Annotated in this window: 11 protein-coding genes; 7 read left to right on the top strand and 4 right to left on the bottom strand. The window is 46.3% G+C overall.

What is annotated here, in order from left to right; genetic code table 11:
* Positions 1 to 297 precede the first annotated feature (297 nt).
* From AC3WRW_RS02580 to gerPC, 7 genes are all read left to right on the top strand, one after another.
* Positions 298 to 1,722: a DNA/RNA non-specific endonuclease gene (locus AC3WRW_RS02580; protein ID WP_492544706.1), complete on the top strand. Its 1,425-nt coding sequence runs from the start codon at positions 298 to 300 to the stop codon at positions 1,720 to 1,722.
* 127 nt (positions 1,723 to 1,849) lie between these two features.
* Positions 1,850 to 3,166, top strand: a complete 1,317-nt coding sequence (locus AC3WRW_RS02585) for a spore germination protein (RefSeq protein WP_492544708.1) — start codon at positions 1,850 to 1,852, stop codon at positions 3,164 to 3,166.
* Entirely contained in the window at positions 3,159 to 4,223 is a 1,065-nt protein-coding gene (locus tag AC3WRW_RS02590) for a GerAB/ArcD/ProY family transporter (RefSeq protein WP_492544710.1), read from the top strand. Before AC3WRW_RS02585 ends, AC3WRW_RS02590 begins: the two co-directional genes overlap by 8 nt.
* Positions 4,223 to 5,281 (top strand): Ger(x)C family spore germination protein, encoded by a 1,059-nt coding sequence (locus AC3WRW_RS02595; protein ID WP_492544712.1) that lies wholly within the window; start codon positions 4,223 to 4,225, stop codon positions 5,279 to 5,281. The genes AC3WRW_RS02590 and AC3WRW_RS02595 overlap by 1 nt, the downstream gene beginning before the upstream one ends.
* 169 nt (positions 5,282 to 5,450) lie before the next feature.
* Positions 5,451 to 5,669 (top strand): spore germination protein, encoded by a 219-nt coding sequence (locus AC3WRW_RS02600; protein ID WP_492544714.1) that lies wholly within the window; start codon positions 5,451 to 5,453, stop codon positions 5,667 to 5,669.
* Between the two features lie 13 nt (positions 5,670 to 5,682).
* Entirely contained in the window at positions 5,683 to 5,865 is a 183-nt protein-coding gene (locus tag AC3WRW_RS02605; protein WP_492544716.1) for a hypothetical protein, read from the top strand.
* Positions 5,866 to 5,913: 48 nt separating this feature from the next.
* On the top strand, positions 5,914 to 6,285 hold the full coding sequence (gerPC, locus tag AC3WRW_RS02610) for a spore germination protein GerPC (protein ID WP_492544718.1): 372 nt from the start codon (positions 5,914 to 5,916) through the stop codon (positions 6,283 to 6,285).
* Between the two features lie 81 nt (positions 6,286 to 6,366).
* On the opposite strand, the gene AC3WRW_RS02615 is transcribed toward gerPC, so the two are convergent.
* The 4 genes from AC3WRW_RS02615 to AC3WRW_RS02630 form a co-directional block, all read right to left on the bottom strand.
* Entirely contained in the window at positions 6,367 to 7,578 is a 1,212-nt protein-coding gene (locus tag AC3WRW_RS02615; protein ID WP_492544720.1) for a macrolide family glycosyltransferase, read from the bottom strand.
* A 41-nt stretch (positions 7,579 to 7,619) separates the two neighbouring features.
* The gene (locus AC3WRW_RS02620) at positions 7,620 to 9,215 is read right to left on the bottom strand and encodes a DUF5050 domain-containing protein (protein WP_492544722.1); all 1,596 of its coding nucleotides are present in this window, start codon (positions 9,213 to 9,215) and stop codon (positions 7,620 to 7,622) included.
* Between the two features lie 194 nt (positions 9,216 to 9,409).
* Positions 9,410 to 10,513, bottom strand: coding sequence for a PRK06851 family protein (locus AC3WRW_RS02625; protein ID WP_492545020.1), 1,104 nt, complete (start codon positions 10,511 to 10,513; stop codon positions 9,410 to 9,412).
* A gap of 195 nt (positions 10,514 to 10,708) precedes the next feature.
* On the bottom strand, positions 10,709 to 16,093 hold the full coding sequence (locus AC3WRW_RS02630) for a glycoside hydrolase family 2 TIM barrel-domain containing protein (RefSeq protein ID WP_492544724.1): 5,385 nt from the start codon (positions 16,091 to 16,093) through the stop codon (positions 10,709 to 10,711).
* Positions 16,094 to 16,181: the final 88 nt, after the last annotated feature.

Here is a 16,181-nt window from a genome sequence, read left to right on the forward strand (position 1 = left end):
CCATTCTCACAATGGAATATTAACAAAAAAAAAAATATTTTACACCGAATATAATATCGTTTATATTGTGAAAGTATAGCAAATGTCAAAGTACATATTTACAAAGATTCAACTTTTCGCACTGTTGGTGATCCGTCTTGAAAGCGTTTACCAAACTACGGCAGAAATTTTGCTTCTTGTAAATTGTATCTAGGGGGGATGCATTGCCGCTACTCAAGATCCGTAATTGATTAAAGGCTGGGTTCAAAGCAAGAAATGTTATTGTTTGACAAATTTATTAAAAGGAGAATGGGATTAATGAACAAAAAAATTGCAATTTTGTTATCTGTGTGTTTTGCATTTTTCTGTGCGGCAGGAAATTTCTTCACCACGCCTGTACAGGCTGCTGCTACATCGCATGTTGTTATCAGTGAAGTTTATGGCGGTGGCGGCAATAGCGGTGCGTCATACAAAAATGATTTTATTGAAATCTACAATCCTACGGATTCCAGTGTAAATTTGTCTGGTTGGTCGGTTCAGTACGCTTCCGGAACTGGCTCGTTTAGCAATATCACCAATTTATCGGGCAGCATTGGCGCTCATCAATACTTTTTAATCGCTGAAGCAAGTGGTGGCAGTGGCACGGTTAACCTGCCCACTCCTGATATTACAGGCACGATTAACTTAAGCGCGACCTCCGGAAAAGTTGCATTGGCGAAAGTTACGACCGCTGTATCCGGATCAACGGATTCAAATGTTGTGGATTTTATTGGCTACGGTTCTGTAAATGATTCAGAAACTTCCCCAATCGGCACACTTTCCAATACGACAAGCGCAGCACGCAAAGATCTTAACGGCGGAACAACTCAAGGCCAGGGCAGCGGTTGGGACACCAACAATAATGCAATCGACCTCTACATTACAAGCAGCATAAATCCTCAAAATTCCTCAAACAGCGCGGAGCCGCCATTATCGCCGCCACCTAGCGATGATGATAATATGGCATTAGGCAATCCAAGCGGTGCAACCAGTGTTATATCCAATTCCAATAATTATTTGATGATTAAACCGCAATATGCTTTTTCTTACAACAACAGCAAACACGAACCTAACTGGACCAGTTGGCATGTGGGAGCGTCTGATCTTGGCAGTGCTCCAAGACAAGATGATTTCCGCGCAGACACAACATTGCCGACAGGATGGTATCAGGTTACCGCGAATGAATTTTCGGGTTCTGGATTTGACAGAGGACATATGACGCCTTCCGCCGACCGCACATCTTCTATTGCCAACAATTCAGCTACATTCCTAATGGATAATATGATTCCACAAGCGCCAAATAACAACGAAATTACTTGGGCTAACTTGGAAAATTATTCACGCTCCCTTGTTACGGCCGGCAACGAGTTATACATTATTTCCGGAGGTTACGGAAGCGGCGGTACGGGATCCAATGGATACAAAACTACAGTAGGAAACGGTGTTGTCGTACCATCAAAGGTGTGGAAGATCGTCGTAGTATTGCCTAACGGAAATAACGATATTAGCCGAATAACAACTTCAACCCGAGTAATCTCTGTTATCATGCCAAACGATCAAACGGTTAATAGTCAGCCATGGGGCTACTACCGCGTAAGTGTAAAAGATATTGAAGCTCTGACTGGCTATGATTTCCTTTCTAACGTACCAACTAGCATCCAAAGTGTCATTGAAGCCAAAGTGGATAATGGACCTACCAGTTAATATGAAAAATGCCCTACTACATAATTAAACTTTTAGATTAGTAGACTGCCTAAAGGATCGGTGGCATATATGCCATCGGTCCTTTTCCATTTTTACATACATATTTTTTTGCCATTTGATGCAATCTATGGTAGAGGTGAGTGCATTGAATGAGGGGATAAACAATTGGGAAAAAGAACTCGCGGATCAAATGGGAGCCAACGCTGATTTTTCAATCGCCAATGTATCATATAGGGGACAGCCAACGACTCTTTACTACCTAAAGTCACTAGTAGATCTAACAGAAACTCTTGCTATTATGGAACCGTTGATGGAAAAATCAACAAATGTCGAAGCATCGTTAACTGAACTAGGCTTTACTCTGCTATCCGGACAAATCCTTGTAAGCCAAGCGAATTCCGATATTCCGAGCGTTATAACGCCGAAAGAACTGCAGCTTCACCGTCAGGTCACATCAGCCCAAAATGAACACCCGCTTCAAACAGCCTTTGACTCCTTTACAGAAGATCTCAATATCAATATTGGATTACTTCGAAGAAAAATAAAAAAAATAAACTTGTCTGTAGAATCTTATACATCTGGCTCCAGTTTTCGAAGAGATCTCTCCTTCATTTATCTAAATGGTGAGGGAAATCCGAATGTGATTACCTATATAAAAGAAAAACTTCGAAAAAATGGCTCTAACGATATACATAACGTAGAAGATTTATTGAAAATGTTAGAACAGCCGAAGTATTCACTTGTGCCCATGCATCTATCTACGGAGCTGCCTGAAGAAGCTGCAAAAAACCTGCTTGAAGGCAAAGTGATCATCTTTTTGGACGAATTCCCCTTTGCTTTGGTTTTTCCTGCCATTATTAAAGATCTATGGTCGATCAGATCAGATTTGAATTATCCTCCGTTATTTAGAGGTTTTTATCATTTTATAAGAATTGCTGGAATCCTTTTCGCTGTTGTCACACCTAGTTTGTACATTATCATGAGCACTGTCAACCCGGAACTTCTCCGCATACAATTAGCGCTTTCTGTGGCCAAAAGCAGAGAAGGTATCCCCTACCCTTCTATTGTCGAAGTTTGTCTAATGCTCCTTCTCATGGAAATGGTCATTGAAGCAACGATACGTCTGCCTAAAGGCATTGGCCCTACAATTACAATGGTTGGGGGCATCATCCTTGGACAAGCCATCGTTGAAGCTCATCTGGTGAGCAACTTGCTGATCATCGTTTTGGCCGCTTCTACGATCGCTAATTTTACAATAACGGGGTATTTAAATACGATTGGAATCCGCATGTTCAAATATATCTCCTTATTTCTGAGTACAGCTTTTGGTATATACGGACTCGAAGCGGCTATCATTTGGATCTGCATCTACTTTGCAGGACTCCAATCATCATCGATCCCGTACATGAGTCTTAGTTTGAAAGGAAAAGGCATCAATGAGTAGACGTGTGGTTCTCCTATTATTTCTGCAAGTTCATCTCATGGCCGCGATGTCTTATTACGCGATTAAAATTATAGAGTCAACCCAAAAAGGGCATTGGGAACCTATCGCAGCCGGCTGTCTGTTGGAAGCAATTCTAGTGTGGGTGTACCTGAAAGGGTTATCCTTCTCCAGAGGAAAAGATTTGGTCGACATCCTGCAAGGAATGCTGAGGAGATGGGGGACACGGTTGCTCCTCTTCCCTTTCCTTCTATTTCTTATTTTTCATGGGATCTTGCTCGTTCGCCACCAAATTTTCGAAATCAACATTATCGTGCTCGAACAAACCCCTTTATGGGCGACATCGCTGATCTATACGATTCTGCCTTGCTATGCCGCATACAAAGGCATTTCAGTGATCATTCGCATGAGTGCGGCGATATGTATCCTCTATATTCCATTCGTTCTTTTCTCTCTAGTGATTAGTTATAAGAACTTTGATGTTTTTAATGCATTTCCAATCTGGGATTCCAAGTTTACCTTTTTTATGCATCCGTCTTTTTATACGAGTATGTTTGCGTTCACCGGCTTTTTATTTTTGGGCATGCTCTCCTTGGATAAGCCGCTTACAATGAAAGAATTATGGCCTGTACTAGGCATACTCCTGCTTTTTTTCTTAGCTGTTGTCTACGTCCCTCTGTTCATATTCGGACACGAAACTGCTTTGCTGCTTGAACATCCCGCTCTCATTGCATCGGACTCCATTGACATTGAATGGGTCGTGTTTGATTGGCTGCCAACCTTTTTCATCGTCTCTGCCTCTGCGCTAGGCATCCCAGATGCTGCCGTCACTTTCTGGATGTTGATGTTCTTGATTCGGAGACTGTTCTATCCGTTTCAAGAAAAATGGCTTGTGATTATTTTGGGAGCCACTGTCTATGCTTTAAGTTTAATGATTCCTAATCTGCACACGCTGAATCGATACGATTCGGTAAACACACTGTTTTCCTTGTACAGCATAATTATTATTCCTTTGGCAACGTTTCTGGCAGGTTTATGGCAAAGGAGGCGTATCAGCTGATGTCTCGTCCAATGATTCGCCTTCTCATCCTGATTGTATCTCTTGCTGTCCTTAGTGGTTGTTGGGATGTTAGGGATATTAACAAACGTTTCTTGCCTGTTGTGATGGGGATTGATAAGAAGGAAAACGGTTCTTACAAGATCATCTTCCAAGTGCCTACAACCAAAGGGGAAACTCATATTTTGGAAGGGGAAGCTCGTACGATTAGCAAGGCTGTTGACTTGGTTCGGACGAACGCGGAGAAAAGTGTTGATTTGATGCATCTTAGGTTATTTCTAATCAGCCAGCACACAGCAGAAGGAGGCATTAAGGAAATTATCGATTATGCGGTTGGAAGTAATGAAATATCGGTTAAAAGTATGGTAGCGATTGTTAGCGGGGACTTTGAGAAAACGCTTTATCATGAAATTAAACCGACTCCGGAGGTATCGTCCTACGACTATTTTAGTGAAGAAGCCGGCTGGACGCCCAATGTGTCGATTAATCGTTTATGGGAAGCGTACCGCAGCGCTCATTCGTATACCGAGGACTTTGTTATACCGCTTCTTGAAGCAGGGACGGATACGCTGTTCACATTTCGAGGATCGGCCATTATGAGCCGGGATCGGATGGTCGGCACTCTTTCGCGGGACGAAACGCTTTTAAACAACATTTTTCGCGAAAAGTATACGGGAGGAACGATTGAAATATCCAAATACGCAAGTGTTGAAATTAAAAAAGCAACCCTTCGCTCTCGGACGCAGTGGCCTGCTTCAGGCCCCAAATTAACGAGCAACCTCCATCTGGATGTCTTGATCGTCGAGAATAAAGAAGAGCAGACCAACGACGAGGTTGCCAAAGATATTGAGAAATTGCTGGAAGACCGTTCGATAACCCTTTTCAAAAAAATTCGATTGTTAAAGGCAGACATTCTCGGAAACGGTCAGCATTTCAGACCATGGATGTCCGAACAACAGCTAAAAGATTGGAAAAACACGTGGTTTCCGCAGAGCGAACAGCAAGTTAACATCACAGTGAATGTGCGTGACAACATCGACTTCAAAGAAAAGATCAAATAGCTATCGAGCCCGGATGCAAATATCCCGGAGCAATTCGAGACACAGATGCCCAGGCAAATGAATACACTACATCACGAAGAGTAAATGAAAGGGAGTGGGCATCGGATTTGGACGAAAGATCGCGTCCAATTCGCAGCTTTGCGTTTACACTGCCCAAAGGATGAGCTTTATGCCAAACGTGTTTAACATTTTTAACATCAGGATCAACGAAGTTGCAACTGGCGGAGTCGTCAATTTCGGAGACAACCTGCTGCGCGGAAATGCGGCGAATTCCAAAGCAGTCGGCGGCAACACGGTCATCGGGGACTGCACATCTTCCGTGAATACGGACCGAAACAGCGTTCTGGATCCGGATATCATCGATCAAGGAAACAGCAACCTCATATAGGAGAGCGTTAGCGATGAACTTTTATATTAACCAGATTAAAATCAACTCCATCGCCAACCTGGGTTCTCTCAATATCGGCTGCAACATTTTGTCGGAAAACAAGGCGACGGAGATTGCGGAAGGCGTTCATGAGAAAACGACCCCCGTGGTTCCAGAAGAAGAGCTCGTGCCGCCCCCGCACCCTGTAGTCCAATGAGTCGGGGGAGATAAGTTAATCCTTGCAACCTGAAAGGAGGCGGGCATCATGTATGATGCAAATGCATATATGCACTCCTGGATATGCCGTTTCGAGCAAAGGATCGCCATGCTGGAGTCTAAGCAACACGAGCTTGAGGCGGAAAATCAACGCTTGAAAGATCAGCTCGATAAACAGCTCAAAGAGAAGCAGAACGATAAGACGGCCGACCAGAAGCAAACACCGCCTCCGAATATCACCTACAAAATTCAGGAACTGCATGTCAACGAACTGAAAGGTACGCTGAACATCGGTCTGACCTCCACGGCCTCTCCCGAACAATTGCACAGCATGATCGAGAAGCTGAAAACCGATCAGGGACATACGGCTGAAAATATATTTTTTTCACAGGATACGGAATCCCCTGACAAGCAAGTGTGAACGTCATAACGGCCGCTGTGTCCGAAGCGTGGTGAGACATCAGACTCCTTTTATCGGGGTAAGAGAACGGGTTTTATTTATTTATTTATTTATGCCGGCAGCCTTCTTAAATGCGAAAATCTCGTCAACGGCTTGATGAAACCCGCCCGATCCTCGAAGAGATTCCCTGATATTGGAAGCGGCTATCTGATAAGATGAATGACTCAATACGTGATTTACGGCATCACGCAGTTGATTGGCGGTCAATCTCTGCATATGGAGTGTCAGGCCAGCTCCCAGATTGGCAACTTGCCCGGCAATGACCGGCTGATCCGCGCTTTGCGGAATGACAAGCAGCGGAACCCCGTAATAGAGACCTTCATGAACACTGTTCATGCCTCCATGTGTAATAAACAATTTTGCGTTTTGCAGAATATCCGTTTGTGGAACATAATTTTTCACGATAAAGTTTTGAGGAATTTCGCCTAAATCAGCAATTTGGGTTCTATTCCCCACCGACATGACAATCGTATGATCCGTGTCCCCCAATGCCTCCAAACAAAGCTTATAGAAATCAATGGCTTGGTTAAAGACTGTACCTAGCGAAATGTAAATTGGTTTTTTCCCATTCATTGCCGCCGTATAGTCAAAGTTATCTTGCGTTAATCGCGGTGCGATCGATGGCCCTACAAATTTATACGTTTGGTCGAAGGCTTCCCCATAAGGTTGAAACTCCCTCGTTGTATAAACGATTGTAAGCGGTGCAGGATTGCAAAACACTTCATATGGAGAAAGGATCTCCATCTCATATTTTTCCTTCACCCTTTCTGTTAGGCTATGAAATTTATCGAGTATAGGCTTACCTATTTCATTAGGGATTGTTTCAAAAAATTGCTCCAGAATGGCATCTAGCGATTCTTCGGTCTGCGCAAAAGAAGTACAAGAGTTGATTGCAGGAAGCTTAAGCAATTGAGCAATCAAGCGTCCACAACCAAACATAGCGTCATGGATGACGTAATCAAAATGCTCATCTTTGATCTGTTCAAGAACGCTAGGTATGACGATATCTGCCGTTAGCAAAAGACCGTTGATTCGTTGGAGCAAATAATCTCTTCCACCTGAGATGAAGGCTTTAATAAACTTTTGATCGTCAAATGTTCGGACGGAAGCCCCCGTCTTCTCCATACGTTCCCTATAAGCCTCTATAGAAAAGTACACGACCTCTTCTCCTCGCGAAACAAGCTCTTGCACCACGCCAAGCGTTGGATTGATATGCCCCTCTGATCCGCCGTTAATGAATAAAACACGTGCCATTTCTGCCGCTCCCTTCGTTACTCGTGGTACTCGTTCACCGCTTATTTGTCCCTCAATGATATTGTCTGGATGACATTTCCGCTGGAAGCGGCTGCGAGAATCCCGTCGTCGGACGTGAATACGCGCGAGACCGGATCCGCCACTTTTAGCAGCAGCCGGCCTGAACCGTCCAGCACGACGACGCCGTAGTCTTCGTTTTCGCCAAGGCGGCAGACGAGTTGTTTGTTTAACACCTGCACTTCAGCGACTGGCGTGGTCCATACGCGCGGGTCTTCTCTTTTTGGATCTGCCTGGTACAGATCGAAATGGTTCGTTTCGCTTTTGGATGTATAATATACATTGCCGTCGATACTGTCAAACCATGACACCGCATGGTCGGAAAGTTTCATTTCACCAGTCCCGTCTAGTAGGGAGGAATATAGTGCGTTGTCCACGTCTTTTACATAGTATAGCTTGTTATCAGCAACCCGGAACCCGCTAACGCTCGAGTTGACGATTGTATCGGTTTTATTTGTTTTCAAGCTGATTTTGTAAATTTTGTTGGCGTCAGAGCTGCTGCGTGAAGCGAGCACAAACACATCGTCTCCCATAACGGCGAGGGAATTAGACGCGTCATTTCGCGCTCCTGACGAGGTACTGCTGAACGTAACAGCGTACATCAAATCAGGGTCGCCTATACGCTTTCCGTTCGTACTATCCTGACCTGAGGACGACACATACAGGTTGCCGCCTTCGAACGCCGAAGCGCCTAGAGAGATGATTAATGTTCCGTACGGCGTATCGCGGAAATCGAGATACCCTTGATGCAACAGCTCCGCTTTCCCGTCGTCACCGATTTGCACGAACTCGTCGTGACCCATAATGCCTCCCCCGAGATGATAGGTAAACCACAGCTTGCTTCCACGGATTTGAAACGATAACTGCTTTTGCAACCCCTCTGAGGTTTTGATGTTATACGCATAAATCTCTTCCTTGTCAGACGGCTTCTGCACAGGAGCCCGATAGACGTGGTTCGTCGTTTCCGTCGTTTGGACAAAATAATAGTACTCCTTGAATAGGGCAACATCATTCTCTGTGACATATGCAGGTAAGCCGACCGATTGCATCTGTGGGTTATGGGACTGAATGGACAGGCCATCCGCCGGATCCCATTTGTAATCCCAGCTAAACTGGTCATGCGCGAACCTCCAGGTCAGGGGGAAATACGTCACGTCCCGGAAGCTGAGGAGCGGATACTCCTCCTTAGCGTTGTCGATGGTCTGACCGTTTACGGTAATAGCCGACGCCGGCACCTCTGCGCGGTAAGAAGACGCATTACGGTGATCCGACTTATAAGGTGCATACTCCGACGCTACCAGCCCCTGAGAAATCCGCAGCCCCTCCTGCTGAGCCCAACTGGCTTCCAGCCCCAGGAGTCGAGAATCGTACCAGGTCATTGGAAAGTACGTAATATCCTTATACACCAACAACGGGTACTCGCGGTAAGCGTTTTCCACCAAATGTCCATTGAGTTTCACCTTAAATGCTGGAATCGTAACCTTTACATCCGAAACATTGGCGTGCACCTGCCCGGCTTGAGCCAGCATTGCCAAACTTAGCGGCCCGGTTAGTGCTAATACAGCCCATTTCTTCTTCATTCCCACTCCACCTCCGCCACATCAAGTATTACAAATATTGGACGATTTTCGGAGCGGGAAAGTTGCGGCATCTCATGGGCAAAAGATGTCCCCCCATAAAAGAAACAGCAGCAGCCTCGGACAATAAAAGTCCCAGACTGCCGCTTTATAGGAACTATCGTTTTCAATCGCGATAACCACCGGAATTTCTTTTGTTACTTGCTGCTAGGGGCAACCAGTTCATTCAATGCCAGCTGTATTTGCACTTGGAGTTTCTCTACCACCGAAAAATTCGTCGCCGCTGCGTAGATGGCCTTAATTTGAGAATCAATAGCCTCAGCCAACGCCAAATGGGAAGTGGCCTCCTTCATTTTAGCCGAATAACGTTCTTTAATAGCAGCTATTTCAGTGGCATAAGCTTCATCTGTACCAGGGGTCATTGTGAGCGTATACATATCCATAATTTCATCCCCGTCTCGATTAGGGAAATATTCATGAGGGGCGGTGCTGTCGAAGATCGCTGTGCTGAGTTTTGGGAAAATCAACATATCAAGGCTGTTTGGATCGAATCCGCAATGAAATACTTGAACTTCGATTCCATTCTTTTCGGCTGCGGCGGCTAGCTTTTTTAGCAATGTCGATTTGCCGGACCCCGGTCTGCCTTTGATGAAAATCCGCCGCTCCAACTGAGCCGTCAAGCTTTGAATAAAATCGAAAGCCCCCTTCGGTGTCGCAGCTCCAAAAAACAAATGACGACCAATGGTTTGTGCATCGTTTTCATTACCAGCGAATAATTGTTGAATCAAATCCTGCGTAATCTCGTCTGCCTTGATGAAATCCATGCTTTCGATATAATATTTTTCCCACTCGTCATGAATCCGCAATGCGGTTAAGAACGTTTCATAGGCATTTGAATAGGCATCATCAAGTTTGCCGCTAAGGTCTTCAATTTTCAACTGATGCTCAGGAAAAATAAGGCGGTTGTCAAGAGCCTCACCAAAATCGATAAAGACGATTTCGCCTTCCTCGTTCTTCGGAATTCCCTCGCTGACTCGCCCATCGACAACACCAACCTTCCATTCCGTTGCGATGATTCCATCCAGTTCATCAGAACGAAGCGGAGAGTGAAAGCATTGTACGTGATGGCCTTTTTCCTGCAGATTATCCGCCAAACTGCGAATAACCGTTGATTTTCCCGTACCGGGGGGACCCATGAGAACAAATAACTTTTTCAGTCCTTGAAAGGCGGAACTATACAAGAAATGGGCTCCATGAGCAGTGTTGCCGCGGGCAAAGTAATGAGATGCTTGTTCTATCAACCTGAAACACTCCTTTGTGCCTATTCTTAACGCAAAACGCAAAATTCACGAATTCCACGAAGTTGGTCAGAATAAGCAGATGTGGGATAAATGCCTATGCTTCTGTATATTCCAGGTTGTGGTTAAAGGTGTTACTTGATTTTACTTAAGAAAAAAGAAACCCGACAACCGAGGTTGCGGGTCCCTTTCTTACAACTACTCCATAATTTTTCTTGCGATGTAGGCCAAATCTAAGATATCAATCTTGCCGTCCGGTACGAGATCCGCATATTTGTAGAGATCCCAATCCGGATCAGCGGACGTTTTGCCGTACGCTTTGGCGACCATAGCGAGGTCACCGATTGAGAATTTGCCGTCACCGTTTATATCGCCTGGAAGGCTAGTATTGACGGACGCTTCGAAAACTCGGACTGCCGCCGCCAAGTCATTCGATGCCTGATCCACTTGCGTCTGGTCGGCATTCGCATCGTTCGCGACACTGCTAGCCTTCTGGATCGCAGCCAGTAACGCCTCTTTCGCCGCAGCCGGATATTGTCCGGCGCTACCGCCTACGACAGCCGCGTCGTATTTGGCTTGTGCCCCGGCAATCGCTGAGATTAGACCATCTTTGTGAATCTGTTCAATTTGGACTCTATACTGATTGCCAATAACGTTCGCTTCTGCTCCTAGATTGTCGGCAATGACTAAGCCGCTTACAGAAATATCCGTGTATGTTGCTTGCGTAACCGATTGATCTTTAGCTGTGAACGCTAGTTTGAGCAAATCCTCGCCAGACGGAATGCCAGTGCCAAGGGCTGCCGCCAACACTCTGAGCTTGCCTGGCTCCAGCTCTTTCTTCGCAACGATGTCTACGTGATCCAGCTTGGAGGCAACATTATCGAGTTGAACCTGCTGCGGATTGTAATTGACGGTAAAGTCAAGCGCATACACGTTTTGTGTCACATTGTCCAATCGCAATGCAAGGTCAAACGGCTGGTTCGCTTTTACCGAGCTTGCACCGCTAAGAACAGCAAATGGGTCTTTGCCTGGAATGAGCTTGGCATCCGCCCAGTCTCCATGATCCTCCGCGTTGCCGTCGCCATTATCACCGACGACCAGCTTCAGTTCTTTCACGCCTTTCACATCCAGGTTAATCGCTTTGGAAACCGTCGTAGCTCTCATCAAACCGCTATCGAAAGCCTTGACGCCATCCAGGAACACTTGGAACACAATCGTGTTGTTCGTTCCTGTACCGCTTACCTCCTGGTCAACGCCAACGACCGCCTGGAAGGTTTCATAATTTTTGCCTGCCAAGTTATAAATGATTTCGGAATTCGCGTGCGTGCCGATCCCTTTCGCATAGGTGACCGTTCCTGACGGACCTCTCAAACGAATCGGATTGCCGTCGATGCTCAAATCCTTCTTGATTGAGGACCAACCGACAGTTGCGCTGATCCAATCCATGTTGCTCAAATAATGATCGACCACATTGAATTGAATCTCATATGTCTTGGTGATAAGACCGTCTGCAGACGTTACAGTAATAACCGTTTTGCCGTTTACATCTGCTGCAGGAGTCACCTGCACTTTTACCGTGTTGTTGGATGTTTGCACGTCAACCGTCGGCACTTTGTTATTGCCGCGCAAAATATTGTACGTGTAGCTTGTTTTCTCCGGATCGAATCCGTCCAACGCTTTACCGTTAACTTGGATGGATTTCACCAGATTGATCGTCGTCACGGTTTTGCTCAGCTTCATCAAATCCGTCGTATGAGCGGCAATCGGTCTGAGCGTATAGCTATAACTATAGTCCTTATCCGACAGCAGCATGTAAGGCGCATGTGGCTTGGCTCCCCAACTGTCGTCACCGCCAACGCCCATTTGCTTGTAGTTGACGCGAAGCGTGATGTCATCGCGATGTGTCGCTTGATAAGGATGCGCCGGTCCATCCAAATCGTCCGGCGTGTAGTGCAGCGCGTTAGCCTCAATGACCGGAGCTCCGATTGCCATCAGACCCGATCCGTCATCATTCGTCAGCGTTACCCAACGCACATCGGTTTTATTGCCTGTTTCCGAAGGCTTGATATAAGGGAAAAATTGCGCTTCTACGGTGCTGCTGTACAACCCGACATCGGATCCGGTATTTCTGTCCTGATAGTTTTCAACCGGTCCGCGGCCGTACCAGGTAATATGCTCAAATTCTTGCGGAATCGTCAGCATGTTTCCGATTTCAGGAATTTCCGGAAGCGATTTGGCACCCGGCTTCAAATAGTTGGACACGGTGATGTCGCCGTTGCCGAAGATGGTATAAGACGTTTTATAGGAGGAAACCGTCGTCGTTGGCAGCGTTCCTTCCACATCGATGCGTACAATTTTATCTCCGATCGGGGTGACGGTCGCTTTGGTTACGCTTCTGTTTTTACCGGCATTTTTCCAGGTTGCGGCTCTGGAAGGCATGCCGTTTCCTTTATCGTTAGCCGTTGGCGCTCTCCAGAAGTTAGGTGTCGGACCTTGTTTAATCAAGTCTTTCCCTTGATACTTGAACGTATCGAGAGTGCCGGTTGATTTGTTAAATTTGATCTGCATATCGGACGTGTTAATCGTTACTTGCGTTCCTTGCTCCTGCACATCCAACGCCGGCAATGTAGAAAGATCGACGGACGGTTGGTTAGGAGTATTCAGCGCAAGGCTTAGCTGCTGACTCGCAACTTCGTGACCTTTCTTCGCCCACAGCGTATCCGACTTCAATTTGAAGCTGAAATTCAACCAGTATTCAACGCCAGGCTGAGCTGTCGGGAGGGTGTACGGAACCGAGATTTGTTTCGTCGTCAAAGCCGGTATATCCAAATTGTCCAAAGTACCTTGCTGAATGACCTTGTTATCCGCCCGCAATTCCCAATTTGCCTCGTAAGCGTTAACATTGGTGAACAGGAATTCGTTTCGGATATCGACTTTGCCTTTCGTAAGATCAGCGGCTTTCACGAGAATGTTTTGATATACATGCTTCACTTCGGTAAGCTGCGGCTTCGGCGTGCGGTCTGCCAGGAGAAGACCGTCAGCACTAAAGTCGCCATCATTCGGACTATCCCCGAAGTCTCCGCCGTAGCCCATGAATTCGTGCTGCTCCAGAGGAGTGGATTTGGCATTCTCTTTATTGAAATCCTGCCACAAGACGGCGGATGCATCCGCGTTGCGCGCATCGTCATTCAGCTCTGTCAACGATAAGGCGCGATTGTAAACGCGGACTTTGTCGAAGCTCATTCTGGACGTGCGGCCTTTCTCCTTATCCGTGCCGATCGTAAGCGGGTAGTTGTTGGAGCCGAAGCTGCCTGTGAAAGCTTTCGTTGCGACGACAGCGCCGTCCACATAAAGCTTTAAGTTCGCTCCGTCATACGTACCGGCAACATGATGCCAGTTATTCACCCAGTTCGCAGGCAAATTTGCGCTCGCCGATGTCCAGGTGCCGCTTTTATAAACGAATATTTCCAATTTGGTCGCCCCAGCCATTTTCAACGCGAACTGCGTATCGCCTTTGGCAATGATCGGACTGTCCGAAATATTCGACAACGGTTTAACCCAGGCTTCTAATGTGAACTGTCCGGTGATATTGTATTTCGCATCGTTCGGCATCGTTACGGTAGCGCTTCCTACATCCTTCGGCTGAAGCACGCCGCTTACCGCACCATCATTGTCAATGATGTTTCCTGTGTAATCAGCCTTATAGGTTTCACCTGCATCGGTCAAATACAATTTCTCGGCTGGCGATTTCATGCGCACCGCTTGATCGACCCAATCCCAGATGAATCCGCCCTGGAGATTCGGATACTTTTTGATCATATCCCAGTATTCCTGCAAATTGCCGGTACTGTTCCCCATGGAGTGGGCATACTCACACATGATATAAGGTCTTGGATCACTGCTCTTAGCATACGTTTCCAAGGTCGAGACAGCCGGATACATGTTGCTGACCATATCCGTTACGGTCTTATCGTTGTAGCCCTCATAATGAATCGGGCGGGTAGGATCGAGACTGCGGATAAAATCGGATTCGGCTTTAAAATCGCTGCCTGAGCCCGCTTCATTGCCTAATGACCAAATGATGACAGAAGGATGATTTTTATCCCTTTGAACCATGCTGTTAGCGCGATCCTTGATGTTTTCCAACCATTCAGGCTTGTTGGTCGGAACGGTATCTCTGACGCCATGCGTTTCCAAATTGACCTCATCGAGCACATAGAGACCGTATTTGTTCGCCAGATCGTACCAGAACGGATGGTTCGGATAGTGAGAGGTACGAACCGAATTGATGTTGTTTTGCTTCATTAATTCGATATCTTTGATCATAAGATCCAGACCGATCGCATGGCCTGTATCGGGACTTGATTCGTGACGATTAGCGCCTTTGATCATAATCGGCTTGCCGTTGAGGATCATTTGCTGCTTGCCGCTGCCATCGGACATCGTCTTCAGTTCAAATTTCCGGAAACCGACGCGTGTACCCGCCGTTTCGATTAATTTGCCGGAAGAATCTTTCAAGCTCAGGACAAGCGTATACAGGTTCGGATTTTCAGCCGACCATTTCTTAGGATTGGCGACTAACTTGGAAGCGTTGACCTGAACTTCGGAGTTGGCGCCGAACGCTGTTTCCATTTTGACAGGCTCGTTAAATACCGGTTGATTGTTGGCGTCATACAGCATCGCCTCTACCGTATGATTCGCCGGTGTAGTACCGTTGACATAATTTCTGACGTTTACTTTCAGATTCAGCGCAGCATCCTGATACGTAGAATCCAAGTCCGTAACGACGCCAAAATCCCGTATATGTACGGAAGGCGTGCTGAACAGAAACACATCGCGTAAAATACCGCTTAGCCGCATCGCATCCTGATCTTCGAGCCAACTGCCGTCCGACCAGCGATAGACTTCAACCGCGAGAGTATTCTCGCCAGCCTTCAGATACGGGGTAATGTTAAAGTCTTTCGGTGAATAGCTATCTTCGCTGTACCCGACTTTTTGGCCGTTAACCCAGACGTAGAAAGCGCTTTCCACTCCCTGAAAAGAAATAAACGTTTGCCGACCGGACCAATTATCCGGAACCGTGAATGTACGTTTATACGAACCCACCGGATTATATTCCGTAGGAGCGATTGGCGGTTGAACATTCGTAGAGTTGCCATTGCCCCAGAATGGATACGTAATATTCGTATAAATAGGAAAATCATAGCCTTGCATTTGCCATTCGCCAGGTACTTTAATCTCATTCCAAGACTTCGTATCATAGCTATCCTTGTAGAAGTCCACAGGACGGGCATCCGGGTTTTTCGCAAAATTAAATTTCCATTGACCGTTGAGCGTTTGGTAAAAAGGGGACAGATACTCCGTCATCGCAGAGATCATGTCCGCTCCCTGCAAGGCGGAAGGCACATCGCCATACGGGATAAACGAAGCATGTGCAGGCTCGCGGTTCACTTGGAAAATATCCGGATTGTTATTCCATTCCGGATAACCGTTTGCAGGGGCAGCAGATGCGCCTAAAGCGCTAAAACTGTTGACCGCCAAAAGGAGCATAAGCGTCAACGATATTTTCTTTTTCCACTTCATAGATGTCCTCCAAATCGATTTCATTAGAATTTATCCGTCTCTTCGAGGGGATAACTTATGTTGTCTAAGTGGTTGACGGCGCTTACAA

This window comes from Paenibacillus sp. FW126-R14 (assembly GCF_058789495.1).

What these genes read in the sequence shown, in the direction of transcription:
- AC3WRW_RS02580 (WP_492544706.1), top strand. Translation starts at nt 298, where the DNA reads ATGAACAAAAAAATTGCAATTTTGTTATCTGTGTGTTTTGCATTTTTC.
- AC3WRW_RS02585 (WP_492544708.1), top strand. Translation starts at nt 1,850, where the DNA reads ATGGTAGAGGTGAGTGCATTGAATGAGGGGATAAACAATTGGGAAAAA.
- AC3WRW_RS02590 (WP_492544710.1), top strand. Translation starts at nt 3,159, where the DNA reads ATGAGTAGACGTGTGGTTCTCCTATTATTTCTGCAAGTTCATCTCATG.
- AC3WRW_RS02595 (WP_492544712.1), top strand. Translation starts at nt 4,223, where the DNA reads ATGTCTCGTCCAATGATTCGCCTTCTCATCCTGATTGTATCTCTTGCT.
- AC3WRW_RS02600 (WP_492544714.1), top strand. Translation starts at nt 5,451, where the DNA reads ATGCCAAACGTGTTTAACATTTTTAACATCAGGATCAACGAAGTTGCA.
- AC3WRW_RS02605 (WP_492544716.1), top strand. Translation starts at nt 5,683, where the DNA reads ATGAACTTTTATATTAACCAGATTAAAATCAACTCCATCGCCAACCTG.
- gerPC (WP_492544718.1), top strand. Translation starts at nt 5,914, where the DNA reads ATGTATGATGCAAATGCATATATGCACTCCTGGATATGCCGTTTCGAG.
- AC3WRW_RS02615 (WP_492544720.1), bottom strand. Translation starts at nt 7,578, where the DNA reads ATGGCACGTGTTTTATTCATTAACGGCGGATCAGAGGGGCATATCAAT.
- AC3WRW_RS02620 (WP_492544722.1), bottom strand. Translation starts at nt 9,215, where the DNA reads ATGAAGAAGAAATGGGCTGTATTAGCACTAACCGGGCCGCTAAGTTTG.
- AC3WRW_RS02630 (WP_492544724.1), bottom strand. Translation starts at nt 16,093, where the DNA reads ATGAAGTGGAAAAAGAAAATATCGTTGACGCTTATGCTCCTTTTGGCG.